Raw genomic sequence first — 26,910 nt, forward strand, 5'->3', positions numbered from 1 at the left:
GAACAAGATAAGCGAGCATAGAATCCTGCAAATTAGCGCTTAGGACTACGGTGTCAGCTGGACGCATCGTTGGATATTTAACCATATTCAAATCTTGAAAAATAGTGTCTTTGCTCCAATTGTGAAAGGTAAAGGTGTTTGCGAATACATCCATGCTCGATAGACCCTTCGCGGAATAAATATTTTCATCCTTGTGAAAATACAAGAACATCTCGCTAATGATAGAGCTGGTCGCTTTGTATTGATCCAGTGCTTGTATCGCTTCACCGCTGTAATAAGAATCGTGAACCCGAAACGGAGTCAGCCTCTTGTCATACGAGACGCGTGAAGCAATTTCACTTAGCTCCTTCATCCGGCCGTCAACAATAACTTTGGCTTGCGTGAGCTGGCCGAGGCGAGATTGCTCAATTTCAGTACGTAGATTGGACACTGCGTTTTGATAGATAAATATCGTCATAAGTACTAATGGGATAAGCAAAATAAACAAGTAGGACCAGATGTATTTTAAAAACAGTTTGGATTTGAAGTAGTTTCGTTTCATATCGTCTGCCCCCTATGATCGATCAATCCTTTTCGTCGCTACTAATCATAGCAACAAATTTACAATTTGGACATAGAGCAGAAGAAGGCAATGAACGTACCGCTTACAAAAGTCCTACTATACTTGGAGGTAACCATGAGCGAAATAAAGACGACAGAAGAACTAGAGCAAGTTGTTGAGCAGGGTGTCCACAATTACAGCAGTGAAGAGCAATGGGTGAAGCCAGAGGACCCGCTTCTGCAGGAGCGGCTAGAGTGGTTCAAGGATCAGAAGCTGGGCCTTATGATGCACTGGGGGCCTTATTCACAGTTAGGTGTAGTTGAATCATGGGCGCTGAGTGACAAGGATGAGGAATGGTCACGCGATGGCATCGATTGGAATGTAGACGCAGAGGAATTGAAGCGGCAGTATTTTGGGCTAAACAAAACCTTTAACCCGCTTCGCTTTCAGCCTGAGCTATGGGCAGATCTTGCTGCGGAGAATGGCTTTAAGTATTTGAATTTTACAACCAAGCATCATGATGGCTTCTGCATGTGGGATACCCATACGACGGATTACCGGATTACGAGCCCTGATTGTCCTTTCCATTCGCATAAGTACGCCGATATTTGCAAGCAGCTGTTTGATGCTTTCCGCGCAAAGGGCTTAGCTATATCAGCATACTTCTCGAAGGCAGATTGGCATACGCCATATTACTGGGCGCCAGGCATGGAGCGTGGGTCGTTTACCGCGCGGGGGCCTTCCTATGACCCGAAGCAATATCCACATTTGTGGGAGCAATTCGTGCAGTTCACCCATGCGCAAATTATGGAGTTGATGACGAAATATGGCCGCATCGATATGTTATGGCTCGATGCAGGTTGGGTTAACGATTACCGCGATCAAAACATCCGATTAGGCGAGGTGGTTGAGAAGGCGCGGGAAATTCAGCCTTGGCTGCTCTCGGCTGACCGCACGGTCGGCGGCCCTTATGAAAATGTCATAACACCAGAGCAGACATTGCCTGAGCGTCCGCTTAACGTGCCTTGGGAGAGCTGTATTACAATGGGCACCTCATTCTCCTTCCGTTATGAGGACAAGTACAAGACGGTTCGACAGCTGATCCATCTGCTCGTTGAAATCGTTGCGAAAGGCGGAAACCTGGCATTGAATGTTGGTCCACAGCCTGACGGCAGGTTGTCGACTACAGCCATTAGCCGTATCAAAGGGATGGGCGATTGGTTGAAGGTTTATGGTGAGGCAATCTATGGAACACGAATTTGTGAGCCTTTTTCTGCTGACAATTGCCACTTTACGAGAAAAGGAGATACGGCTTATGCCTTTTATTTGTACAAGGATGAAAAAGAAGCTGTGAAAGAGGAATTATACCTCCCTATACAGAAGTCTTTCAGCCAGATTGATCTCGTAGGTGGACAAGACCATTTGCAGTACAGCCAAGCAGAAAACGGCATTATTGTCCGTTTGCCAGTGAATGAATACTCAGAACAAGCACCAATCGCGCATGTGTTTCGGATTCGTTAATCGAGAGGGGTAGTCTGCTATGCAGCAATGGTTTAAGGAAGCTAAGCTAGGTATTTTTATACATTATGGTATTTATGCAGTAGATGGTGTATCGGAGTCATGGTCGTTCTATAACGGAAGAATGAGCTATGACGATTATATGAAACAATTGGACGGCTTTACGGCTTCGAAGTTCGATGCGGACAAATGGGCTGATTTAATTGAGCAATCGGGAGCGAAGTACGCAGTGCTTACGACCAAGCACCACGATGGCGTAGCATTGTTTGATACACAGTACAGTGACCTTAGCGTTGTGAAAAAAACGCCGGCAAAGCGGGATCTGATCAAGGAATATGCGGAAGCCGTCACGAAAAGAGGGATTCGACTTGGGATGTATTATTCACTTATCGACTGGTCGCATCCCGATTATCCATCTGTGTTTGAAGGCGGCAAGGTGCCGGATGACTTGTCTAAGGTTAACAAATTTTCGAGCCCGATAGATGGTGTTCAGGATGAAGAAAAGTGGAATGCTTTTCTGAAGTTTAACAATGATCAGCTGCGGGAGGTTTTAACGAACTATGGGAAGGTTGATCTTCTTTGGTTCGACGGCGATTGGGAACGCAGCGCTGAGCAGTGGAATTTGCCCGAATTCAAGCAATATCTGCAATCGTTTAACCCAGACATTATTATCAACTCGCGCCTGCAAGGTTACGGGGATTACAAGACACCGGAGCAAGGGATTCCGATAACGCGGCCGGAGGGGCCTTGGGAGTTTTGCACAACCATTAATAGTTCGTGGGGGTATGTGCCGACGGACGATAAATATAAATCATTAAATCAAATCATTCGAATGTTCTGTGATTGCATTACCTTGGGAGGCAACATGCTGCTTGATATCGGGCCGATGGAGGATGGAACGGTAGATAAACGGCAAGAGGATATTTTGCTGGGATTAGGCGAATGGATTCGAACGCACGAAGAAGCGGTGTTTGGGACTGATGAAGGCATTATGACCCGCTATTATTTGGGCGGCAGCACCATATCCAAAGATAAAAAGTCATTGTATCTGTTTGTGTATGATGATCCGAAAGAGAATGTATGCCTAAAGGGATTATGCAACAAGGTCAAAAAGATTACGGTGCTGCATTCCGGCAAAGAGCTTACGCATGAAATTCATGGCGGGGTGCCGTGGTTCAATATTCCGGGGACGACATGGATTCATCTGACAGCGGAAGACACTCACAAGCAAGTGACCGTGCTTAAGCTGGAATTTGATGAGGAGCTTGATATGTATGGTGGTTCAGGCGCAGTTGTAACGCATAACTAATCAAGTGATCTGTCTACTTAGGAGGAAGAAACGATGAAAATTGGATTAAGTTCTTACAGCTTGCTAAGCGCCATAAAATCGGGAGAGATGAGCATTCTTGATGCCATCTCTTGGATAGCCGATAACGGCGGCGAGCATATGGAGATTGTTCCATATGGCTATACGCTCGTTGACAACCCTGAGCTGGCGGATGCTGTACGCGAGAAAGCAAAGGAGGTTGGCATTGCCCTCTCCAACTATTCGATGCCGGCGAACTTCGTGCAGGATACGGAGCAATTGTTTGAAGAGGAGGTCGCGCGGGTCAAGCTGCATGTTGATCTTGTGCATCGACTCGGCATGAATCATATGCGGCATGATGTAACCGCCTTCACCATTCCGCCGGAGAAGATGACGATTCAGTGGTTCGAGGAGAACCTTCATCTCATGGTGAAGGGCAGCCAGCTCATCGCGGACTATGCCGCGCAATACGGCATTACAACGACGATAGAGAATCATGGCTTCAGCGTACAGTCCAGCGACCGGGTTCAACGTGTTCTTTATGCGGTAGACCGGCCGAATTTCAAGACGACTCTCGATATTGGCAACTTTATGTGCGTAGATGAGAATTCGATCATCGGCGTTAAGAAAAACTTGCCTTATGCATCGCTTATCCATTTCAAAGATTTCTACTTCCGTCCATATGATCAGCATCCGGGTGACGGTGATTGGTTTTTGACCTCGAACGGCAACTACCTGCGCGGGGCGATTGTAGGTCAAGGGGATATTGAGATCCGTAAAATCGTCAAGCTTATTAAGGAATCGGGTTACGATGGTTATATGACGATCGAATTCGAAGGCATGGAAGAGTGCAAATCCGCCTCCCGCATTGCGATGGACAACCTGCGCCGCTTCTGGCATGAATGTGTACTTTAAGCGAGCTTCATCGTTTTCAAAGATTCATAGTAATTCAAACGGAGGGATAACATGAATTTAAGCGGATTGCAGGAGCCGAACATCGAATATGCACCCAAACATTATGTATGTCGCCGCGCGGCGGAGCCGCTCATTCTTGACGGGCGAGTAGATAAGCCGTTCTGGGCAGCAGCGGACTGGACGGACGATTTTGTAGATATCGAAGGCGATCTTCGGCCAAAACCTGCGAAGCAGACCCGCGTGAAAATGCTGTGGGATGACGACTATTTCTATTTTGCGGCAGAATTGATTGAAGACGAGATTTGGGCGACATTGACGGAGCGGGATTCGGTCATTTTTTATGATAATGATTTTGAAATATTTATTGATCCCGATGGCGACAGCCACAATTATTATGAGTTTGAAATTAACGCGCTGAACACCGTGTGGGATCTGCTGCTGGTTAAGCCATACCGTGACGGTGGTCCGCCGATTAACGGCTGGGACATTAGCGGGCTTCAGACAGCTGTACATATTGACGGCGAGCTGAATCGGCCGGAAGCAGCGAATCGGAAGTGGAGCATTGAAGTAGCGATGCCTTGGAAAAGCTTGCGCGAATGCGCGCCTGAAGGCAGAGCGCCAGTAAATGGCGAGTTTTGGCGCGTCAATTTCTCCCGCGTTGAATGGCGCGTTGAAGTGAAGGATGGCGAATACCGCAAGATCATCAACCCGGATACGGGCAAATCCTATCCAGAGGACAACTGGGTATGGTCTCCGATGGGACTTGTTAATATGCATTATCCTGAGCTATGGGGTTATGTCATGTTTGCAGGGGAAGATGGTCCTGATTCGTTCGCACAGCCGCCGGATGAACGCATAAAGTGGGAGCTGCGCAAGCTCTATTATCGTGAGCGCAATTACTTTGCAAGTCACGGTGAATTTACTGCTGATGCGGAATCGCTGATGCATGGCGGAGAGCAGTGGAGCATATTGCCTGCCATTGAGACGACCCGCTCCATGTTCCAAATCACAACGCCGTCTAGCGACGGGAAGTCGAGCTTCTGCATTAGGCAAGACGGAAAGCTATGGAAGGAGTGAGTACGCATGACATTGCAAACCTCTGTATTCTCATTAGAGCAAGCGTCGATGGAGCTGATTGAACGCAAGTTTCGTGAGAAGCAGCTGCTTGCTAAGGCGAGAGAGCATGAGCTGTTTGATATTTTTCAGCAGCCGCTAACGGATGAAGAGACATGGGCGCTTAAATATTTGTACGCCTATATGCCTGTAAATGATATGGCTGATTATGACGGTACGTTATTTCTAAGCCATGTGCGGCAGACGCTGGACATTCGGGGAAAAGTGCCTTGGGGGAAACGGGTGCCGGATCATCTCTTCCTGCATTTTGTGTTGCCCTACCGTGTGAACACGGAAAACATCGAGGATTCACGCGGTATCTTGTACAGTGAACTGGCGGAGCGTACTGCGCATTTGTCGATGGAGGATGCGATTCTGGAGACGAACTACTGGTGCCATGAGAAGGCGAACTACATTGGCAGCGATCTGCGGACGATCTCGCCGCTTACGATGATTCGAAATGCTCGAGGCCGGTGTGGTGAGGAATCGACACTTGCTGTTGCAGCGCTTCGGAGCATTGGCATTCCTGCTCGCCAAGTGTACACCCCGCGCTGGGCGCATTGTGACGATAACCATGCTTGGGTAGAAGCTTGGGCTGACGGGCAGTGGCACTATATCGGCGCCTGTGAGCCGGAAGCTCGCCTTGATCAAGGCTGGTTCACTCCTCCAGCGCGGCGGGCAATGCTGATCAATACTCGGGTATTCGCAAATTACCCGGGCCCTGAGGATATTACGCTTGCGGATAATTGGTTTACAGAAATTAATTTGCTTGAGGGTTATGCGCCTACTCGAAGCATTACTGTCGCTGTGAAGGATGAGCTGAACGAACCGGTCAGCGGCGCGAATGTTTATTTTGAGCTCTATAATATGGCTGAATTTTATCCGATTGCTGAGCTGAAGACAAACGAACTGGGTGAGGCTGCGTTTAAGACAGGCTACGGAGATCTGTTGATTCGTGCTGTGATGGATGGCAAGTGGGGAGAAAAGAAGGTTACAGTTAGTGATCGTGTGCGCTTCGAGATCGTTCTGGATCAAGTGCAGCAGCCCGAAGGGATAACTGACTTTGATATGGTTCCACCTCCTGAACGTAATGGCAAAGCTCTCGATGTGCTTTCCGAGGAGAAGGTTCAGCGGCATAATAGCCGCCTGGAAGAAGGCACGGGCATCCGCAGCGGCTATGAACAAACATTCCTAAGCGAAGCGCAGGCGTCGGATATTGCCGCGGCTGCTGGTCTTCCGCAGGAGCGAGTGTGGGATGTGCTGCGCAAGGCACGGGGAAATAGCCGCGAGATCGCAGCTTTCTTGCAGGAACGCTCTGCTGAATTTGGAGAATGGCCGCTTAAGCTGCTGGAGAGCTTGAACGAGAAGGATCTTTCCGATACGTTCCGCAAGGAGCTTGACGATCATCTAATCGGTTCTCTGACACAGCGCGGTGAGCTTCCCGAAGACATCTTCTCGCGGTATATCCTTTGTCCGCGAGTGTTATATGAAATGATCGTACCTTATAAGCATTTTTTCCAAGAGGTGTTCACTGAAGCACAAGTGGCATTGTACCGGCAAAATACAGCTGAGCTTGTACGCCATCTGGATTCAGAGTGGTCGTTGTGGGAGGATCTTCCTAATCTGAAGGGCAGAGGCAACCCAGTTGGAACCTTTAAGATCAAGAAAGGGGATCAGGCTTCTCTCAATATTATGTTTGTGGCGATCTGCCGTAGCATAGGCATTCCAGCACGTCTGCATCCAAGTGAGCAAAAGCCGCAATACATGGCGATGGCTAACGTTGGCTGGCAGGATGCATTATTTGCAAATCGAGCGTTGCAGCAATTGGAGCAGAAGGTAAACGGCAAGCTGCGGCTTCTTAAAGATAACGAGTCATCCGATGAAGCTAAGGCAGCTTCGTACTCTGAGAACTTCACGTTCGCCCGGCTGGAGAACGGCATATATAAAACGCTAGTTTACCCTAATGGTAAATCTGATGTTTACGATGAGCTGTTCGAGCTTGCGCAAGGCAGCTATCGATTGACCACAGGTATTCGGTTAAAAGATGGTACCGCATGCGTTCGCTTTACCTATTTCGAGTTGCGTGCAGGAGAACAAATGGATATTCCGCTGACTTTCCGAAGTGCGAAGCAAGGTATTCCAGTACTCGGGGCGCTAAACAGAAACGATACGTTTACGATGCTCGATGGTTCAGACCAATCGATTGGTGAGCTTATCGGCATGAATGGGGCAATTGTTGCTTGGCTGGAGCCGGAGCGCGAGCCTACCAAACATTTATTCCGTGAACTCAGCGAGCTTGCTGAGCCGTTGACCGAACTTGGAGCGCCGATTGTGCTTGTCGTAGGTGATTCCGAATGGACGGCATCTTTTGATCCTTCTCGTTATAAGGGGTTGCCTTCGCGTACCGTGTTTGTTCGTGATTCCACTTACGCGTCTTTGCCGGACTTTATAGCAGTGCCGCCAGCTAGCGAAGCGGGTTTCCCGCATCTGCTCGTACTGGATGGCCAAGATCAAATTCGTTATACAGCATCAGGATACAAGATCGGTACAGGGAAAGAAGCATTGCAGATTCTCACTAGCATATGGCAGCAACCAACGAAACGGAGTGATACGTAATGGCAAGTCGAAAATATATTGTGGCGGGTTATGCATCAGATTCAAAGCTTCCAGACATGACGCGTGAAGATTTAACGAAGCTTACCCATTTGAATGTGGCATTTGGCCATGTGCGCAATGATGAAATTATTACAGAGCATTTGCAGCATATTGATGTTCTTCGCAAGATTAAACACGAGCATCCAGAGCTGACCATATTATTGTCTGTTGGCGGTTGGAGCGCAGGCGGGTTTTCTGAAGCTGCATCTACTGCTGAAGGGAGAAGCCGCTTCGCAGATTCGGCGGTTCGTGTATTAACCAACTATCCATTTGATGGAGTCGATCTCGATTGGGAGTATCCTTGTTATGGTGAAGCGGGCATAGCGTCGAGTCCAGATGATAAGACCAATTTCACTCTGCTGCTCAAAACCATCCGCGAAGCTTTGGACGAGAAGGGCGCAAGTGACGGAAAACATTATTTGCTTACGATTGCGGCAGGCGCGGACCAATATTATGTAGACGGTACAGAAATGGATCAAGTCCAGCAATACTTGGATTTTGTTCAGCTGATGACCTACGATATGCGCGGTGGATTTCAAATTTTAACGGGGCATCATACGAATCTGTATACACCAACCGGAGATTTATTCCGCATCAGTACGGATGCATCCGTTAATTTGTTCATCCGAGCAGGCGTGCCGAAGGAAAAGATCGTTATAGGCGCGGCGTTTTATACTCGGGTTTGGCATAACGTTCCTAATCGCGCAAATGGGCTTCATCAAATGGCGGGCAGCACAGGCGGATATGGACCAGATTTCACCAAGCTTGCAGCGGAATACATCAATAAAAACAATTATGTTCGATATTGGGACGACGAAGCGAAGGCGCCATACCTCTACGACGGAAGCAGCTTTATCTCCTATGACGACGAACAATCGCTGCATCATAAATGCGAGTATGTTAAGGCGAGTGAGCTTGGCGGCGTAATGTTCTGGGAATACAGCTGCGATGAAACGCACCGTTTGCTCCACGCGATATATGAAGGACTTAAGGAGTAGCTGGATTGGGAAGTTGCTTTGTGGTATCGGTGTGGCTCTAGTTAGTTTAGTGGACGCATGCGCATGAAGCACAGGTGGAAGTCTGTCATTCAAAATAAGACTATTTTCTAGACCTATTTCCGCGAAAAGCTAATGTTTGTTGAAAATAGGTCTAGATTCTAGCGCTATTTTTATTGAATCGACGTATAGTCGGGCATTTGGCGGGTTATGAGTGGAAATAAGCCTAGGTTCTAGTTCTATTTCCGCGAAAAGCTGATGTTTGTTGAAAATAGGTCTAGTTTCTAGCGCTATTTTTACTGAATCGACGCATAGTGGTGTATTTGGTGGGTTATGAGTGGATATAAGCCTATTTTCTAGTCCTATTTCTGCGACTAGCTCAAGTTTGTTGAAAATAGGTCTAGATTCTAGCGCTATTTTTACTGAATCAACGTATAGTGGGGCATTTGGCGGGTTATGAGTGGAAATAACACAATTTTCTAGACCTATTTCCGCGAAAAGCTCAAGTTTGTTGAAAACAGGTCTAGATTCTAGCGCTATTTTTACTGAATCGACGCATAGTGGGGCATTTGGCGGGTTGCGAGTAGAAATAAGCCTACTTTTTAGTCCTATTTCCTTGAAAAGCTCATGTTTGTTGAAAATAGGTCTAGATTCTAGCGCTATCTTTACTGAATCGACGCATAGTGGGGTATTTGTCGGGTTTGGGCGGAAAAGTGTAAGAGGAGGTTGTCCCGCAAGTAGTATGACCTTGTGGGGCAACCTCCTCTTTAATCGTCCGATTAAACTTTTCATCAGCGCTAAACCTCGCCGTCTCCCGCACCGAAACCTAGCAGTTTCGGTTGGCGAAGCAGGCCCGTATCCGTAAACTCGAGTGCGGTCACCCTGCATGGGAAATGTACGGCAAGCCAGACTACGTCGGATTTCTTCATGCCTTGCGAAAGCGAAGGGAAGGGGCAATCTCCCGGGTGGTCATGCATAAACTGGAGCAACAGTTTTTTTGATGCATTGTCGAGCCCCGACACATGCCCAATATATTTATTTTCATATTGCAGCACGAGGCTCGACACAAGGCCATCCCTTAATTTCACCCCAACAACGTCCGCGACGATTCGTACTTCCTTTCGTTTCTTGAACCAATCCTTATGGCCTTTGCCCTCGCTGTAAGGACTATCCAGACGCTTCGATATGAGCCCTTCCCACTCCCGTTCGATAAGCCATTCCCATAAGGACTGACCATCATCAAACAAGTCGGTGACGAACAGGCGCGGCGATTTTTCAGGAAACTTGGCAGCAAGCCGGCTGTAACGATCACGGAAGGGAAAGCTGCGCAAATCTTCACCGTTATCATTGAGCATATCAAACATGACGAATAAAAGATCATCTTTGCCTGACCTTTTCTGTACACCTAGGCGGCTGCGCTGAAAGTTTGGACGAGTACCGTCAAAATAGACGATTTCACCATCAAGGATGCAAGGCCCAACACGCAGCGGCGACAAGAGAGCTACAATTTCAGGGAAAGTGGTATTTCTCGGCTCTACTCGTTTGGAAAATAGTTCAACACCGCCGCTGCCATCTAATCGAGCGAGCGTGCGAACGCCATCCCATTTGATTTGATATCCCCACTCCGAGCCAGTAGGGATATCGGGTGAAGTAACTGGTGCCATGGGCACCTTCGGCAGAGGAAGCAAAGACATCGTGTTCATTATCCGGCATCCTTCGCTTTTCTAGTAGTGCTCTTCCTTTTCTTTGGAGCAGCAGGCGGTGTTTTGGCAGCTTCGAGGGAAGCTTGCAGCGCAGCCAGCAAGTCAATGACATTCGTCCGTCCAACAGCCGGAGCCGAAACCATATCAACGCTTTCGCCCGCCATTTTATGCTGAATAGCTTCAAGCATGGCAGCCCGGTAATCATCGGTATATTTTTCAGGATGAAACGGTTCAGACAGCTGCTCAATGAGCTGTTTTGCCATTTGCAGTTCCTTTTCATTGACATTAGCAAGCCCAGGTAGGTTAGGCACTTCTGCTAGCGGCCGAATTTCATCTGGATAATGCATTGTCTCCATGCATAAGCAGTTTCCGACAACGCGGATCGCGGCCAAGCTGCTTTTGCTGCGGATCGATATTTTGGCGATGCCGATTTTACCTGTTTGCTTGATCGCTTCAAGCAGCAGCGTATAAGCTCCAGCCCCTGACATGTCGGGAGAGAGGTAATAAGCTTTTTGATAATAGAGAGGATCGATATCCGTTAAATCGACAAAGTCGAGAATTTGAATAACCCGTGCAGATTCAGGCTTTAGCGCTTCAAGCTCCTCTTCATTAAAGAGGACAAACTTGTCCTTCTCGTATTCAAAACCTTTAGCGATATCCTCTGGTTTAACGGCTTCATCGCAGTGAGGACAAGTCTTCACATAGGAAATAGGCATGCCGCAAACCTTATGTATTTGGCGGAAATGAATATCCTTATCTTCTGTTGCTGTAAACATTTTTACAGGCACATGAACCAATCCAAAGCTAATCGCACCTTTCCAAACTGTATGCATACAATCCCCGCCCTGCTTTTTTTCCATAGGATGCGCGCGTTTGGTTAAAGTATACGAGGAATGGACAATCTCACCATATCAAGCCGATAACAAAAAGACCCTTCGCAAGCTCATTTGAACTTGTGAAAGGTCTCTATGCTAAAGCTATTTTTCGCTTTTTTGCTCGTTTTTGGCAAGCTGCTGCCGAAGCTCTGCATTTTTTGCAGCTAATTGTTTAGTTAAAGCAGCCTGCGAAGCATCAATTCTGGCTACTTCTTCGTTTAATTTCGTAATTTGAGTCATCTTGCTGCTAAGGTCGGTGGGGGAAGAGCTCATTTTGATGTTTTTTTGCAGTTGTTTTATTTTAGAGAGAGCTTTCTCTTTTTTGCTTTTATCGTTGCTGGTTTGCTGTTGCATGTCAGCGATTTCTCTTTTTAAGCGGCTGATAATGGATGTTGTGAAGCTAATGGACATAAGGGCACCTCATAATCGTATAGTGTTGCATCGCCCCATTTTACTATAAATCGCTCGTTTAAGCGAGAAAGAAAGACCCGGAAGAATGCCACCAAAATAAGGTGCTCTCCCGGGTCTCCGTTCATGCAAACGGTTTAGGCTGCTGTTAGTTTATTGATTGAGCTCTTGTTTGTGTTCCTGACTGTCCATGCTGTTCACGCTGTTCATGCTTTTCTTGCGAACGGTCGGTCTAATAAATCGTCCAAGAAGCATAAATAATGGCGAGGTTTCGAGTTCGACAAGATTGAGCATCTCCGCCCAGTTAAAGATGACCAGAAACGGCAGTAACCCAATGGCCAGTATGCCGAATATCAGTCCGACGGAAACATTTCGAAGCATTTTACCAATTGTCATGCTCTCATCTCCAATCTTGCGGATTCTCTCACCTTTACATTATACGCCCCTTCCGAGGCGCCATTCAACCGTACCCTTCAATTGCCGATTATTAAGGAGCATACTTGTGCCAGCAAATCATACTGAAGTATTATTAAACCTTGTACCCCATATCGTGAACTCCGATCAACCTATAGAGCAACGATCATTCACGGGAAAGGAGCTTATTTTGAAGGCAAAAAGCTTGTACCACAACTATGTCAAAAATAATCTTTTCATGAAAATGATTTTGTTGTTTGCATTGATCACAACAGTGACGATCGTAACCTTTTCGTATTTTATGTTTAATGTCATGTCAGAATCGATTGTACGCAATGAGCTTGAAAATCAGAAAAAAGCGATCGATAGCGTGAATAGCTACATGGCTCGTAAATTTGAATCGGTGGAGTCCATTATGCTTGATGTGTATCGGAATGAAGCCTTATCCCTTCATCTTACTTACTTTCTTCAAAATCCATTCGAGGATTACATCAATTATCAATTGGATCAGTATGCCTCTTCTATTAATATCGACATGCCGAAGGGGCTGGATTATTTTGAAAATAAGGTTGAAAATGATGCCGATATCGAGAACCTGCTGCTATACAGCTCGGAAAAGCAGTTTTTGTACGCATACAAGCAGGGGCATGTAACGAAGTTAATATCTACGAATGCCGCACATTCCTATATCCCGGATGCCATGGCGATGGAAGCAAGTAAAGTAACGCTGCCGAATGCATGGGTACGAACGGCAATTGGACAGCAGGATCCAAAGCTATTCGCGATACGTGTCCCCATTACGGACAAAAATACGTTGAAAAACCTAGGGCAGCTGCTCGTTTATTTCAACTCAGAACGGATTCAAAAAGCACTTGAGAGCTATAAAGAGCAATTAAAGGGCTACATTCTTGTCCTCGGACCAACAGGGGAAGTGCTCTTCGATTCCTCAGACAACTTTTATGGTAAACGGTACCCTTATATCGATAAAATTGATTCCTTAAATGACACTGTGATGCTTGAGCAGGAATCTTATGTCAAGATGTTCACGCAAACCGAAGCGGGTTATACCGTAGTTGGTGTAGCGCCAAAGGCGGAGGTAGCTGCTGCCTATCAAGGCTTGAAGCACACGATTACATTGATTAGTATCATTTGTATCATTATGGTGCTGCTAGTTCCGACCTTGGTTGTTATCAATTTCGCGAAACGAACGAATAAAATAATACGATTTATGCGCAAAGTGGAGAACGGCGACTTGTCCGCACGCATCCAAGACGAGAAAGAGGACGAGCTTGGGCAAATTTCCAGAAGCTTTAACGATATGCTCGGCGAGCTGACAAAGCATATCGACCGCGTCTATAAAGCGGAGATTAAACAAAAGCATACAGAGCTTGCTGCTCTGCAGGCTAGAGTGAATCCGCACTTTTTGTACAATACGCTCGAAGTGATTCGGATGCGGGCCGTATCGCAAGGAGCGAAGGACGTAGGCGAAATGATATACAGCTTATCGGTGTTATTCAAAAGCTTCGTTCAGCCCAAAGGTGAAAACACGCTCAAGGATGAGCTAGAGACTTCGCGCCTCTATTTGGAGCTGTTTCGGATTCGTTATAAGGATAAGCTGTCTTATGAAATTCATTGCGATCAGAGCTTGGCAAGCAAAAATATAATGCGAATGGCACTTCAGCCGATCATTGAAAATTACGTTGTACATGGTCTAGAAGCGCGCAGGCCGGATAACCAAGTGAAAATAAATGTTCGGCAGATAGAGGATCGCATACAAATTCAAGTCGAGGATAATGGCAGAGGTATAGCGTCTGGGCGACTCGCGTCCATTCGTGAGTCGATGGACACGCTGGAGGAAAGCGGCGATTCCTTTGGTCTTCGCAGTGTGCATGAGAGACTGAAGCTGCTGTATGGAACGGAATATGGTGTTGAAATTAACAGCACGCCAGGCGTCGGAACGATCGTAACGATTGAATTCCCAGTGCTAGAGGAGGCGCAGCATGTATAGAGTATTTCTTGTAGATGACGAGCCGTTTATTATAGAAGGCTTGTACGACATTATTGATTGGGCGGCGTTTGGCCTTGAAATCGTCGGTTCAGCAGAAAATGGCCAAGATGCGCTTGAAGCGTTGAAGGAGTCATCAGCTGATATTTTGCTTACGGATATTTCAATGCCTGTGATGGACGGCTTAACTTTGATTCGGGAAGCACGGCAATTCCGGCCGGATTTGAAGGTCATTATTTTGAGCGGCTTCAACGAATTTGACTATATCAAGTCAGGGCTTAAGCTTGGTGTGGAAAATTATTTGCTTAAACCGATTAATATTGACGAGCTGCAGGAGACGCTGGCTAATACAATCGACAAATTGAACACAACAAGGCCAGACCGATTATTTAGTGATTATGATATTCGCATTCTTAGGGATAATATATTGTATCGGTGGCTGACTGGACGCATTGCGCCAAATGAGCTGATCGAACGTACCGATATGCTTGAAATCCGGCTGGATGCGCCTTATCTTGTGACTGCGATTATTCGAACGGAAAGTCAGTTCGAGCCGTCCTATGAAGCCGTACAGCGGCTTGCCATGGAAGATCCGTCGATGCTGCCGTTTGTGGACATTGATGGCGACTTGGTTATCGTGTTTATGCTGGAGGACAAGGAGCAGGGTAAGGAAAAGGCGATAAGCATGCTTGAAAATATGCAGAAACGGTTCGCTCCGAGCCCGATGCGTATTTCACTTGGCAGTGTGGAGGCGGTAGGCGAGGGAGCGCCGCAAAGCTACGCGCATGCGAAGAAAGCGCAGGAATATTTCTTATTATCCGACGAGCCGGCTATTTTGGACTATAGCTTGTTATCGGAGAAGAACAGCATTGAGAATGTAACGTCGCAGCCGCTGAATTGGTCCTTATTCTCGAAGCTGATTAAGGCGAAGGAACTAGAGCAGCTTCATGCGGCAATCGATGCTGAATTTGAGCATTATCAGACGCTGGACGGCGTTACGCCGGAATATATTCAAAGTATGGCCATTGAGATGATGATACGGTTCAAAATGGAGCTCAAAGAAATTAAGCAGGCAGATCAGCCTGAGCTGTTCAAAGCAGGTTTCACGCAAATCATGCAAGCCGAGACGATTGAAGGGCTCTCCTCCGTCGTCAAAGAAGCAGCTACCTTGACGGTGGATTCGCTTATGCGCGACGTGAAAAGCCCGATCATTCAGCTGCTGCTTGGATATGTGCATGAGAACTATGCACAGGCGCTGTCGCTCAAATCGCTCAGCCAGCAATACAACATCCATCCTGTTTATCTCGGACATCTGTTTCAGAAAGAGACAAATGAAACCTTTACCGAGTACATAAACAAATATCGAATAGGCAAGGCTAAGGAAATGTTGAAGGAGACGAATCTGAAGGTGCAGGAAATTGCGCTTCAGGTTGGCTACTGGGAAACTGGATATTTTTACAAGCAATTTAAAAAATATGTTGGCATTTCGCCGACTGATTACAAAGGACTACTCTAATGCAAGATGGAGTTGTCCTTTCTTTCTTTAATTTGTACACCATACCTTTAATTTGTTCCCTATTTGAAAACCGTTACATCCGTTATTTTTAAGTTAGCCCTAAAACGCATCGCGAATTAAGGTCAGAGCAATAAAGTAAGCGTATGCTTACGCAATTGAATTGTGCTTCGTAACTAGACATAGGGAGGACTTACAATGATTAGAAACAAAAAGAGATTTATGCCGGCGCTTGCGCTGATGCTGGTCATGTCAATCGTGCTTAGCGCGTGCGGCGGAAGCAAAAACGAAGGTGAAGGCACTGCAGAGAAACCAGTAGAACTGCTCTGGTACACAATTGGTACGCCTCAAAAAGATGTGGACAAGGTTATGCAGGAAGTAAGCAAATATACAGCAGAAAAAATTGGTGTTACGGTTAAAATGAGCATGATCGACTGGGGCGATTACTCACAGAAGCTGCAAGTTATGACGGCTTCCGGTGAAGCAGTAGACATTATGTTTACGTCTTCATGGGCGTTTGACTACGTGCAGAACGCAAGAAAAGGCGCATTCATGCAAATCGATGATTTGTTGAAATCGCACGGTCAAGGCATCGTCGATACACTTGATCCTGCCTTCCTTGAAGGTTCCAAAATTGACGGCCACAACTATGGTATCCCTGCTAACAAAGAGCTGCCAGCACAAGAAGTATGGCGCTTTAACAAGCAGTATGTAGACAAGTACAAAATCGATATTTCAAAAGTAAACACACTTGAGAGCCTTGAGCCATTGCTCAAAACGATCAAAGAAAACGAACAAGGCGTATATCCTTTCGCGGTTGATAAAAACCAAATGCCTTACGTGCCATATGACTATGTAATCGAGAAGCTTCCAATGGCTGTTTCCCTTGATACAAAGGATTACAAATTGGTTAACGTTCTAGATACACCAGAAATGAAACAAGCGTTGACTACAATGCACAAATATTATAAAGCAGGCTACATTCCAACTGAAGCAGCAACAATGGATTCGATGACAGATGTTCAAACGACTGGCAAATGGTTCTCAGACCGTGCGACAACTCAGCCTTTCGCTGACAACCTATGGTCTGCAAGCTATGGCTACCCAGTAGTTTCAACACCAGCAAGCAAAGCGCTTATTTACAACTGGTCTGTTATGGGCTCGATGCAAGCTATTTCGGCTAACTCGAAATATCCGGAAAAAGCAATGGAATTCCTAAACTTGCTTAACACAGATCCAGTGCTTCGCAACATGATTGATTCCGGTATCGAAAACGTTCATTACAAGAAAACAGGCGACAATGTTATGGAAAACCTTGATGAGTCAAAAAACTATGACATGCCAACATTCTCACTCGGTAACGTAATGCTTACGTACTTGAATACAACAGATCCTACGAACAAGTGGGAAGAGTTCAAGAAGTTTAACGATGCAGGAACACCAGCACCTCTTCTTGGCTTCAACTTCGATCCGTCGAAAGTAACGACTGAAATTGCTTCCGTACAAAACGTAAGAGAAGAGTTCTGGGCACCGCTTATGACAGGAACAGTTGATCCTGAGACTTACATCAAACGTGCAAATGAGAAATTTAAAGCAGCTGGACTTGATAAAATCATGGCTGAAGCACAACGTCAGCTTGACGAATGGAAAGCGGCGAACAAGTAAACATGCGGGAGGTATGAAGCGAATGCACGGCATTCGTTTCATACCTTTGCTCATTAATCTGACAACTGAGAGGTGATCACGTGGGAGCCATAGGACGGTTTTTTAAAGATATTAATAAAAATAAAGCGATGTTGATTATGGTGCTGCCAGCAACAATCTGGTTCATATTCTTCTCTTATTTGCCGATGGCCGGTATGGTTATTGCGTTTAAGGAGTACAGATACAGCCGGGATGGATTTCTTGCCAGCATTATCGAGAGTAAGTGGGTAGGCCTGCAAAACTTTAAATTTCTATTCAGTACCAATGATGCTTACATCATTACACGCAATACCGTCGTTTATAACATCTTCTTTATCGTGCTTGGTCTAGTCATTGCCGTTGCAATGGCGATTATGCTCGCTGAGATTACGAACAAGAAATTAGCAAAAGTATATCAAACAGGTATGTTTCTTCCATACTTCTTATCATGGGTTATCGTCGGTTATTTCGTATTCAGCTTCCTGAGCTTKGATAAAGGCGTTGTGAACCAAGTGTTCAACTGGTTCGGCATCGATCCGATAAACTGGTACTCTGATCCAACCTATTGGCCGATTATTATCGTCGTCGTTTTTCTTTGGAAATCAGTCGGCTACAACAGTGTCATCTATTTGGCAGCCATCATGGGTATTGATAAATCCCTTTATGAAGCGGCAATGATCGATGGCGCAAATAAATGGCAGCAAATTCGCAGCATTACGATCCCGATGCTTACACCGCTCATTACAATATTGACGCTGCTTGCAATCGGTAAAATCTTCTATGCGGATTTCGGACTGTTCTATCAAGTGCCAAGGGACTCTGGAACACTCTACAGCGTAACGAATGTTATCGATACTTATGTGTATCGCGGATTGAAATCAACTGGTGAAATCGGTATGAGTACAGCAGCAGGCTTGTATCAGTCGATCATTGGATTTGTACTCGTTATTACATCGAACGGAATTGTTCGTAAATTCAACAAAGACAATGCTTTGTTCTAGTCTAAAGGCTTTACTGCTGGAACAAGCATTGCGCAGGGAGGAAAACCGCTATGTCCGCTCAAACGAAAACCCGCGACTTTCATAGGTTGACGCCCATTTGGAATATAGGATTCCATTCCGTGGCTGGTATTTTTGCATTGTTATGTGTATTTCCTTTTCTATTCGTCACCATCATTTCGTTTACGGATGAGGCGACGCTAGCTAAAAACGGCTATTCGCTTTTTCCTGAAAAATGGAGCTTTGAGGCTTACAGCTATTTATTTAAAGCGGGGGATCAACTGCTTCGCTCTTATGGGGTAACGATAGCTGTTACCGTTATTGGTACTGTCATTGGTGTTGTATGTACAGCGCTTTTCGCTTACGCAATCTCACGTAAAAGCTTTAAATATCGCGGTTTCTTCGCATTTTTCGCCTTTTTTACGATGCTATTTAACGGTGGTCTCGTGCCGTCTTATATTGTAGTTACACAGCTGCTTGGACTTAAAGATTCCATTTGGGCGCTTATTTTACCGCTTGCGGTCAACGCTTTCTACATTATGATCCTAAGGACATTCTTCTCGACCATGGTGCCAGATGCTATTATAGAATCAGGCAAAATCGATGGTGCGGGAGAATTTGGAACCTTCTTCAAGCTGGTGCTGCCTTTGTCGCTTCCAGGGCTTGCAACCATCGCTTTGTTCAGTACACTAGGCTATTGGAATGATTGGTTTAACGCCTTGCTGTACATTAACACGCCGAATTTAGTGCCGCTTCAGTCGATGCTGATGCGGATCGAGAATAGTATGCAATTCATTATGCAAAACTCGCAAAATGCGTCGCTCAGCACCGGTTTGCTRCAGTCGATGCCGCAGGATACTTCGCGTATGGCGATGGTAGTGCTGGCAACAGGCCCAATCGTATTCGCTTATCCGTTCTTCCAAAGATATTTCATTCAAGGCTTGACGGTTGGTGCCGTTAAGGAATAATTACGAATCATATTTCTAAAGGAGCAAATACGATGGAGCAATTTAGATTACCGAAAATTCCGATGCCTGAGCTAACGCTGCCGCAGGCGATTCAAGACGTGCTGAAGGAAGCGGAGCAGAAGCTGGCACATCGCCCGAAGCTGCTTCAATTGTTCAAAAATTGCTTTCCGAATACGCTGGAAACAACGACAAAGCTGATGGACGATGGTACGACATTTGTAATCACGGGCGATATCCCTGCGATGTGGCTTCGTGATTCCGTCGAGCAAGTGATGCACTACGTTCCATTCGCGAAACATGATAAAGATTTGCAAAGAATTCTTAGTGGTTTGATTAAACGCCATATTTCCTATATTCAAATCGACCCTTATGCGAATGCGTTCAATGAGTCCGCTAATGATTGGCACTGGAATACTACGGATGAAACGGATATGTCTCCATGGGTATGGGAGCGCAAGTTCGAGCTTGACTCCATTTGTTTCTCCATGCGTCTCGCGCATGCTTACTGGAAAGAAACGGAGCTGACGGATATTTTCGATTCCGGCTTCAAAGCTGCGATGCGCCGCATTGTAGAGCTTTGGAAGACAGAGCAGCGCCATTTTGAACAATCGCCGTACCGTTTTACTCGTGATAATGGCATTCCAACTGATTCACTTCGCAATTCTGGTCTAGGCATGCCTGTAAACTACACGGGTATGATTTGGTCAGGGTTCCGTCCAAGCGATGATGCATGTGATTTCCATTACAACATCCCGGATAACATGTTTGCGGTTGTTACGCTTCGTCAAATGGAGGAAATAGCGGAATGGGTATTCCGTGACATGGATTTCCTGAAAGAATTGAAAAAGCTAGAAGAGGATGTCAACCATGGCATTCAGCTTTACGGTATTTATCAGCATCCGGAATTCGGACCTATTTATGCTTATGAAACGGATGGTTTCGGCAACTACTGCCTGATGGATGATGCAGGAACTCCGGGCTTGATCTCGATCCCTTACCTTGGTTATGTGGATGCGGAAGACCCGATTTATGTGAATACGAGAAAGTTTGCTCTAAGCAAACATAATCCTTTCTACTATGAAGGAACGGCAGCAAAAGGTATCGGCAGCCCGCATACGCCTCCAGGCTACATCTGGCATATGGCATTGTCGATGCAAGGCATTACAGCTACTAGCAGCGAAGAAAAGCTAGATTTGATTGCGATGCTGGAAGCGACTGACGCGGACACAGGCTACATGCACGAAGGTTTCCATGCGGATGATCCAACTGTGTTCACGCGCAAATGGTTCGCTTGGTCGAACAGTCTTTTCTCACAGCTTGTCTATCAAGCGATGAAGGATGAGATTCTATGAGCATGATTATTTTCTATGATCCATCGTTTCCAATCGATTCTCGCATAAGCTCGGATGCGGAAGGACAGCTTCTGCAAATCGGCAGCGTCGTTCGCGCGAATAATCTTGGAGCGGCACTCGCTGCTGCAGATGGCGGAAGCTTTATAAATATGCATGCACCGTATTTCCCTAAGCAAGCATGGTCTGAAATTTTAGCCTACTTAAAGCGCGGTGGAGGTTTAATCAGCATCGGCGGCGTTCCATTCAAAAAACCAGTTTCGAAAAACGAAGCTGGCGTTTGGGAGCCAGAATCTGAGCAAACCGCCTATCACCGCGAGCTTCATATTCATGAGGCTTTGCCTGTAGATGCAGCACCGATTATGAAATTCCGTGCAATGGAAGATTTTCCGTTGATGCAAGGCAAAGAATCCATGTTTGAGGTTTCAAGCACTTGGAATCTAGTGCCGCATGTAACCAAAACGAGTGATTTGCCGCATCAGATGGGTTCCGCTGGACCGATGGATGCACAATTGTACCCGCTTCTAAAGGGTGTTTCATCTGAAGGAAGAGAAGTAGCAGCACCTGTCGTACTATGGGAGAACACGAAGGGAATGTTCGCAGGCGCGCGCTGGTTGTTCGTAAATCAGCCGTTAACGGAGCTATTCTGGCAAAGCGGAGGAGCGGACGAGCTTCGCCGCTGGTCGGAATTCTGCTCAGCAGGCGTAACAGAGCTGTGGCTGAAACCTAATTATGCGTCCTTCGAGCTGGATGAGCGTGCGATGCTGACGCTGCAAGTACAACAGCTTAGCCGTTATGCTTCTGCGACAGATTTGCCAGCTGTAAGTTGGAACTTTTCGATTACGATCCAGCATGAAAGCAAGCCAGATGAGCGGTGGACGAGCAGCATCAAAGCGGAAGCGGCGAGCAAACAGCTTATCGTTCGTATTCCCGTTCCTCTAGCAATCGTGAGCGGTTACTACAAGGTGGATTGTATCGCGGAGTCAACGGATGGAGAAGTTCGTATTCTTCGCCAAGGCTTCTGGGGTTTTGATGCTGAACTGCTTGCAGAGGGAACTCCGGTTACGAGCGAACGCGATTATTTCGTAAAAGATGGCAGACCGATGCCGGTTGTCGGCATGACCTACATGACATCGGATGTTGCACGCAAGTTTTTATTTTTGCCAAACGCATCGGTATGGGATCGTGATATGGCTCAGATGCGCAAAGCAGGCATCAACTGGATTAGAACCGGCATATGGACAGCTTATCGCAATATTATGCAGGTTGATGGCCATGCATCAGAAGAAGCGCTTCGCTCCATTGATGCGTTTCTGCTTACGGCCAAACGCCATGATTTGCAGGTAACCTTTACTTTCTTCTCATTCACTCCGGAAACTTGGGAAGGCCAAAATCCTTATCTCGATCCGCGGAGTTTAGAAGCACAGAAACGGTTTATCCGCTCGATCATTTCGCGCCACAAACAATCGAAGCATGTCGATTGGGATTTAATTAACGAGCCGTCAATGTTTGATCCTCCTCGTATTTTTTCTGATGGACCAAGATCAGCACGCGATCCATTCGAGCAGGCGGCCTATGCAGCTTGGCTTAAGGAACGCCACGAATCTGTGGAGAAGCTGCAGAAGCTATGGAATATGACGCCAGAGCAGCTGCCGAGCTTTGAAGCGGTGAAAGTGCCTGAGCCAGAGGAAATCAACTTTGACGTTCAAGATATGCATCAAGGCAAGAAGGGTACGCGCTGGCTTGATTATGTATTGTTCTCCATGGATATGCACAATCGCTGGGCACAGGAGCTGTACCAGGCCATTAAAGAAGAATGTCCGGATCATATGGTTACGGTCGGACAGGATGAAGCGCTTGGCGCGCAGAGGCCTTCACCATTCTTCTATGGCGAGGCTGTCGATTATACAACCGTGCATTCCTGGTGGTTGAATGATCATTTGGTTTGGGACAGTATTTTTGCTAAGACGGCAGACAAACCGAATTTGGTGCAGGAAACGGGCATTATGTACGTGGAAACACCAGAAGGACGCGCGAAACGTTCGGAAGCAGAACTACGCGATATTCTTGAGCGCAAATATGCCTATGCTTTTGCAACAGGTGGCGCAGGTGCGGTGCAGTGGATTTGGAATACGAATTTCTATATGGACAATGCGAATGAATCGCACATTGGCGCACTTCGTGCAGATGGCACGGAGAAACCTGAGGCAAATGTATCTTATGATTTCGGACGCTTCATGGGTGAAATCAGAGATTTGTTCAGAGGGCGGGAGCTTGAGGATACCGCAGTCGTTTTCCCTTATTCCAATGATTTCTCCAATCGCAAGCTGGCGTTTGATGCAACAACTAAAGCAACGCGAGTGCTGGCGTATGAGCTGAACAAGCCATTCCGCGGCGCTTCGGAATATCACCTGGACGAGCTGGAAGCAAATCCGGTTAAGCTTGTTATTGTACCAAGTGCCCATAATATAGAAGATGCTGCAATGAACCAGCTGCTTAGCTACGTTGAACGTACAGGAGCAACTTTGCTGCTGACTGGTCCAACAAGCCTTGATGCATACTGGCGTCAAGTCGATCGTCATGATGAGTTGTTTGGATCAAGAGAGCTTGTCAATGTACGCCGCGAAGAACTGCTTCGCATCGGTGATCGTTTGCTGCCTGTTTCTTATGGCAATCGGAGAATTGCTCAGGTATGGAAGGAAGCGCAAAAAGGAACGTCTGCAGCTGAAGTCGATCAGCTTATCGAGCTATCGCACGGCAAAGGAAACATCCTTTGGTGTCCGCTGCCAGTAGAGCTGAATGATCGCATTGAGCCGATCTCAGCCATTTATGAGTTTGCGCTCACCTATGCAGGCTGCAGCGTGGAGCTGGATTGGATTAAAGGCGGACAACTGCCAGGCGTTTATGGTCGTAAACTGTCCTTCCAAGACGGCGCGTTATTCACATTTGTATCCGAGTTCAGCTTGGATGTTGATATTGAGGTGAAAGACCCTGTAACCGGCGTTTCCTACGCTTTTACGCTGGAGAAGGAACGGTCTGTACTCTTTGCAGTGGATAAAAACGGTCAGCTGCTGTCCGTTTACCGACCTGATCAGGTGAATGTGAACGTAATTCCTGCAAACAACGATTAACAAGAAGAGGTGTTCTAGTGATGAAAGACAAACGAACAGCCCATATCATCTCGCATACCCACTGGGATCGGGAATGGTATTTGCCATATGAGAAGCACCATGTATTGCTAGTGAAATTGATGGATACGCTGCTTCATACACTCGATACGGATCCGGACTTCAAAAGCTTTTATTTGGATGGCCAAACGATCATTTTGGAAGATTATTTGCAGGTTCGCCCAGAGAATCGTGAGCGCCTGGAACGTTATATTAAAGAAGGCCGTATTCCGATCGGGCCTTGGTATATTTTGCAGGATGCCTTCCTGACAAGCAGTGAAGCGAATCTTCGCAATCTGCAAATCGGGCATCAGGATGCAAGCCGTTATGGAACGATTGCCAAAGTTGGATATTTTCCAGATACGTTCGGAAATATCGGCCAAGCTCCGCAAATTTTGCGTCAAGCCGGCATCGATAATGCGGTATTTGGCAGAGGCGTGAAGCCAACGGGCTTTAACAATACAGTAGCAGATTCCGATTATGAATCTTCCTTCTCTGAGCTGATTTGGGAAGGGCCAGACGGCTCGCAAGTGCTGGGCGTATTGTTCGCCAACTGGTACTGMAACGGCATGGAAGTGCCTACAGATGAAGCAAGCGCCAAGGAATATTGGGAGCGCAAGCTGGCTGAGGCAGAGAAGTATGCTGCTACAGGCCAATTGCTGTTCATGAACGGATGCGACCATCAGCCGATTCAGCAGGATCTGTCTACTGCGCTGAAAACAGCAAGAGAGCTTTTCCCTGATACAGAATTCATTCATTCGAATTTCCAAGATTATTTGGCGTCGGTGAATGCTTCGCTTACACGCGAGCTGTCTGTCGTGAAAGGCGAGCTTCGCAGCCAACGTACAGACGGCTGGTCAACGCTCGTGAATACAGCTTCCGCACGTGTTTACTTGAAGCAAATGAATCAGCTTGGTCAAGCCATGCTGGAGAAGGTAGCGGAGCCGCTTGCTGCGCTTGCTTATTCACTTGGCCACGAATACCCGCATCACTTGTTTACTTACGCTTGGAAAACACTGATGCAGAACCATCCGCATGACAGCATTTGCGGCTGCAGCGTGGACGAGGTTCACCGTGAGATGGTGACTCGCTTCGATAAGAGCCGTCATATAGCGGAAGCGATTATTGACGATAGCAAAGTGATAATTGCCGATGCGGTTGACACTTCCATATTTGAACAATATGGTGAAGATGCACTGCCGTTTGTTGTGTATAATACAACGGGCTGGGATCGCAGCGGAGTAGTAGAGGTTGAGCTGGACATCGCTCGCATTTACTTCCGTGATGGTTTGTCGCTGGATGAGATGAACAGGAAAATGTATGCTGTCGATGTAACGGGCAGAACGCTTGTTAATTCAAGCGGCGAAGCCATTGCGCATACAGCTTCTGATATGGGGCTTCAATTCGGTTATGATCTGCCAGATGACAAGTTCCGTCAGCCATATATGAGCCGCAAAGTGAAGCTGACATTCGAAGCAGCGGAAGTTGCTGCGCTAGGCTTGGCAGCTTATGGCTATGTTCGGAATGCGAAAGCAGAATTGCAGCCATCACAATCGCTGGTTGCTTGCGAGCATGCGCTTGAGAACGAATGGCTTCGAATTGATATCGCACAGGACGGATTGTTTAACTTGACCGATAAACGCAGCGGTCAAATCTATCGCGAGCTTGGCGTGTATGAGAATACAGGCGATATCGGCAACGAATATATGTACAAGCAGCCAACCGGCGAGCAAACGTTGACAACGAAGGGTGTACCTGCAAGCATTCGTCTAATCGAGAATACGGCATACCGTGCGGCATTCGAGATCGTTCATGAATGGGCAGTTCCTGCTTCAGCAGAACCATACTTCGAAGTTGAGAAGCAAGAGGCTGTTTATTTCCCTGAGCGGAAGTCACAACGTACAGAAACAACAGTTCCACTTACAATTCGGACTGAAATTGCAATAAGCCGCAAAGGCGAAGGGGTAGAATGGAAATCCTCCTTCAACAACCAAGCGAAGGACCACCGGGTTCGCGTATTGTTCCCAACAGATTTGGAAACAGCTGTTCATCAAGCGGACTCCATCTTTGAGGTTGCAACGCGTGATAACGAGCCGGCAGCAGAGTGGATCAATCCTAGCAACGCACAGCATCAACAGGCGTTTGTCGATGTGAGCGGCGAGCAAGCTGGTTTGACGGTTGCCAACCTTGGCCTAAATGAATACGAAGTATTGCGCGATGGACGTAACACCATTGCGATTACATTGCTTCGTGCAGTTGCTGAGCTTGGCGATTGGGGCGTATTCCCTACACCAGAAGCACAATGCTTGGGTGAGCAAAGCTTCAGCTTGACGATCCTTCCGCATAACGGCGACGGAGTTGCATCCGGCGCATATGCAGCGGCATATCAGTTCCAAGTGCCGTGGACGGTTAGCCAGACAGGCGTTCATGCCGGCAAGCTTGCTCCAAACGGCGCTTTATTCGCTTGGGACGGCAGTGGACTAGCATTCTCCTCCATGAAGGTGAATGAGCAATCTGGCGATTTCATGCTTAGATGGTATAATATGAAGCCTTCTGAAACGGCGCTTAAGCTGTCAGAAGCAGCAGCTGTGTCACTTGAACAAGCTTATAAAAGTAATGTGCTTGAGCATGAAGTCGAAAATCTTGCTGTAGATGGACAATCGCTGCTTGAAGTATCGGTTGGTCCTTGTGAGATTTTGACCATTGGGATTAAGCATTCATAAATAGTAACGAAGCCCTCTGCTATGGACTGCCATACGGAGGGCTTCTTTTTATTCAATAGAG

18 protein-coding genes and 1 pseudogene are annotated in these 26,910 nt (G+C 46.8%); 14 read left to right on the top strand and 5 right to left on the bottom strand.

What is annotated here, in order from left to right:
- Nucleotides 1-541: pseudogene (locus AC1DSE_RS04370) on the bottom strand (AraC family transcriptional regulator); the annotation flags it as partial.
- 135 nt (nucleotides 542-676) lie between these two features.
- On the opposite strand from AC1DSE_RS04370, the gene AC1DSE_RS04375 reads away from it, so the two are divergent.
- From AC1DSE_RS04375 to AC1DSE_RS04400, 6 genes are read left to right on the top strand one after another with little or no spacing between them, the layout of a single operon-like run.
- The gene (locus tag AC1DSE_RS04375) at nucleotides 677-2,062 is read left to right on the top strand and encodes an alpha-L-fucosidase (RefSeq protein WP_477510258.1); all 1,386 of its coding nucleotides are present in this window, start codon (nucleotides 677-679) and stop codon (nucleotides 2,060-2,062) included.
- A 19-nt stretch (nucleotides 2,063-2,081) separates the two neighbouring features.
- Nucleotides 2,082-3,368, top strand: coding sequence for an alpha-L-fucosidase (locus tag AC1DSE_RS04380; RefSeq protein WP_477510257.1), 1,287 nt, complete (start codon nucleotides 2,082-2,084; stop codon nucleotides 3,366-3,368).
- A gap of 33 nt (nucleotides 3,369-3,401) precedes the next feature.
- On the top strand, nucleotides 3,402-4,280 hold the full coding sequence (locus AC1DSE_RS04385; protein ID WP_477510256.1) for a sugar phosphate isomerase/epimerase family protein: 879 nt from the start codon (nucleotides 3,402-3,404) through the stop codon (nucleotides 4,278-4,280).
- 51 nt (nucleotides 4,281-4,331) lie between these two features.
- Nucleotides 4,332-5,357: a carbohydrate-binding family 9-like protein gene (locus AC1DSE_RS04390; RefSeq protein WP_477510255.1), complete on the top strand. Its 1,026-nt coding sequence runs from the start codon at nucleotides 4,332-4,334 to the stop codon at nucleotides 5,355-5,357.
- Nucleotides 5,358-5,363: 6 nt separating this feature from the next.
- Nucleotides 5,364-8,009 (top strand): transglutaminase domain-containing protein, encoded by a 2,646-nt coding sequence (locus AC1DSE_RS04395; protein ID WP_477510254.1) that lies wholly within the window; start codon nucleotides 5,364-5,366, stop codon nucleotides 8,007-8,009.
- A complete protein-coding gene (locus AC1DSE_RS04400; protein ID WP_477510253.1) occupies nucleotides 8,009-9,046 on the top strand; it encodes a glycoside hydrolase family 18 protein in 1,038 nt (345 codons plus the stop codon). Before AC1DSE_RS04395 ends, AC1DSE_RS04400 begins: the two co-directional genes overlap by 1 nt.
- 794 nt (nucleotides 9,047-9,840) lie before the next feature.
- Here AC1DSE_RS04400 and AC1DSE_RS04405 read toward each other — a convergent pair.
- The 4 genes from AC1DSE_RS04405 to AC1DSE_RS04420 all read right to left on the bottom strand — a co-directional run bounded on the left by AC1DSE_RS04405 (nucleotide 9,841) and on the right by AC1DSE_RS04420 (nucleotide 12,425).
- On the bottom strand, nucleotides 9,841-10,746 hold the full coding sequence (locus AC1DSE_RS04405; protein WP_477510252.1) for an ATP-dependent DNA ligase: 906 nt from the start codon (nucleotides 10,744-10,746) through the stop codon (nucleotides 9,841-9,843).
- Nucleotides 10,746-11,579, bottom strand: coding sequence for a non-homologous end joining protein Ku (gene ku, locus AC1DSE_RS04410; RefSeq protein WP_477510251.1), 834 nt, complete (start codon nucleotides 11,577-11,579; stop codon nucleotides 10,746-10,748). The genes AC1DSE_RS04405 and ku overlap by 1 nt, the downstream gene beginning before the upstream one ends.
- A 144-nt stretch (nucleotides 11,580-11,723) precedes the next feature.
- Nucleotides 11,724-12,032 (bottom strand): hypothetical protein, encoded by a 309-nt coding sequence (locus tag AC1DSE_RS04415; protein ID WP_441877200.1) that lies wholly within the window; start codon nucleotides 12,030-12,032, stop codon nucleotides 11,724-11,726.
- A 150-nt stretch (nucleotides 12,033-12,182) separates the two neighbouring features.
- A complete protein-coding gene (locus AC1DSE_RS04420; protein WP_339207313.1) occupies nucleotides 12,183-12,425 on the bottom strand; it encodes a hypothetical protein in 243 nt (80 codons plus the stop codon).
- A 106-nt stretch (nucleotides 12,426-12,531) separates the two neighbouring features.
- Here AC1DSE_RS04420 and AC1DSE_RS04425 point away from each other — a divergent pair, with 106 nt between their 5' ends.
- The 8 genes from AC1DSE_RS04425 (at nucleotide 12,532) to AC1DSE_RS04460 (ending at nucleotide 26,849) form a co-directional block, all read left to right on the top strand.
- Entirely contained in the window at nucleotides 12,532-14,451 is a 1,920-nt protein-coding gene (locus AC1DSE_RS04425) for a sensor histidine kinase (RefSeq protein WP_477510250.1), read from the top strand.
- Nucleotides 14,444-15,964 carry a response regulator gene (locus tag AC1DSE_RS04430; protein WP_477510249.1) on the top strand — a complete coding sequence of 507 codons (1,521 nt, stop codon included), beginning with the start codon at nucleotides 14,444-14,446 and terminating at the stop codon, nucleotides 15,962-15,964. The genes AC1DSE_RS04425 and AC1DSE_RS04430 overlap by 8 nt, the downstream gene beginning before the upstream one ends.
- A gap of 195 nt (nucleotides 15,965-16,159) precedes the next feature.
- A complete protein-coding gene (locus AC1DSE_RS04435) occupies nucleotides 16,160-17,626 on the top strand; it encodes an ABC transporter substrate-binding protein (RefSeq protein WP_076269713.1) in 1,467 nt (488 codons plus the stop codon).
- An 80-nt stretch (nucleotides 17,627-17,706) separates the two neighbouring features.
- Nucleotides 17,707-18,645, top strand: a complete 939-nt coding sequence (locus AC1DSE_RS04440; RefSeq protein ID WP_477527435.1) for an ABC transporter permease — start codon at nucleotides 17,707-17,709, stop codon at nucleotides 18,643-18,645.
- Between the two features lie 50 nt (nucleotides 18,646-18,695).
- On the top strand, nucleotides 18,696-19,610 hold the full coding sequence (locus tag AC1DSE_RS04445; protein WP_076269714.1) for a carbohydrate ABC transporter permease: 915 nt from the start codon (nucleotides 18,696-18,698) through the stop codon (nucleotides 19,608-19,610).
- A gap of 32 nt (nucleotides 19,611-19,642) precedes the next feature.
- Nucleotides 19,643-20,962: a glycoside hydrolase family 125 protein gene (locus AC1DSE_RS04450; RefSeq protein WP_076269715.1), complete on the top strand. Its 1,320-nt coding sequence runs from the start codon at nucleotides 19,643-19,645 to the stop codon at nucleotides 20,960-20,962.
- A complete protein-coding gene (locus AC1DSE_RS04455; protein ID WP_477510248.1) occupies nucleotides 20,959-24,090 on the top strand; it encodes a beta-galactosidase in 3,132 nt (1,043 codons plus the stop codon). The genes AC1DSE_RS04450 and AC1DSE_RS04455 overlap by 4 nt, the downstream gene beginning before the upstream one ends.
- A 20-nt stretch (nucleotides 24,091-24,110) precedes the next feature.
- Nucleotides 24,111-26,849, top strand: coding sequence for an alpha-mannosidase (locus AC1DSE_RS04460; RefSeq protein ID WP_477527436.1), 2,739 nt, complete (start codon nucleotides 24,111-24,113; stop codon nucleotides 26,847-26,849).
- Nucleotides 26,850-26,910: the final 61 nt, after the last annotated feature.

It is taken from the genome of Paenibacillus sp. 01L418, from assembly GCF_056400045.1.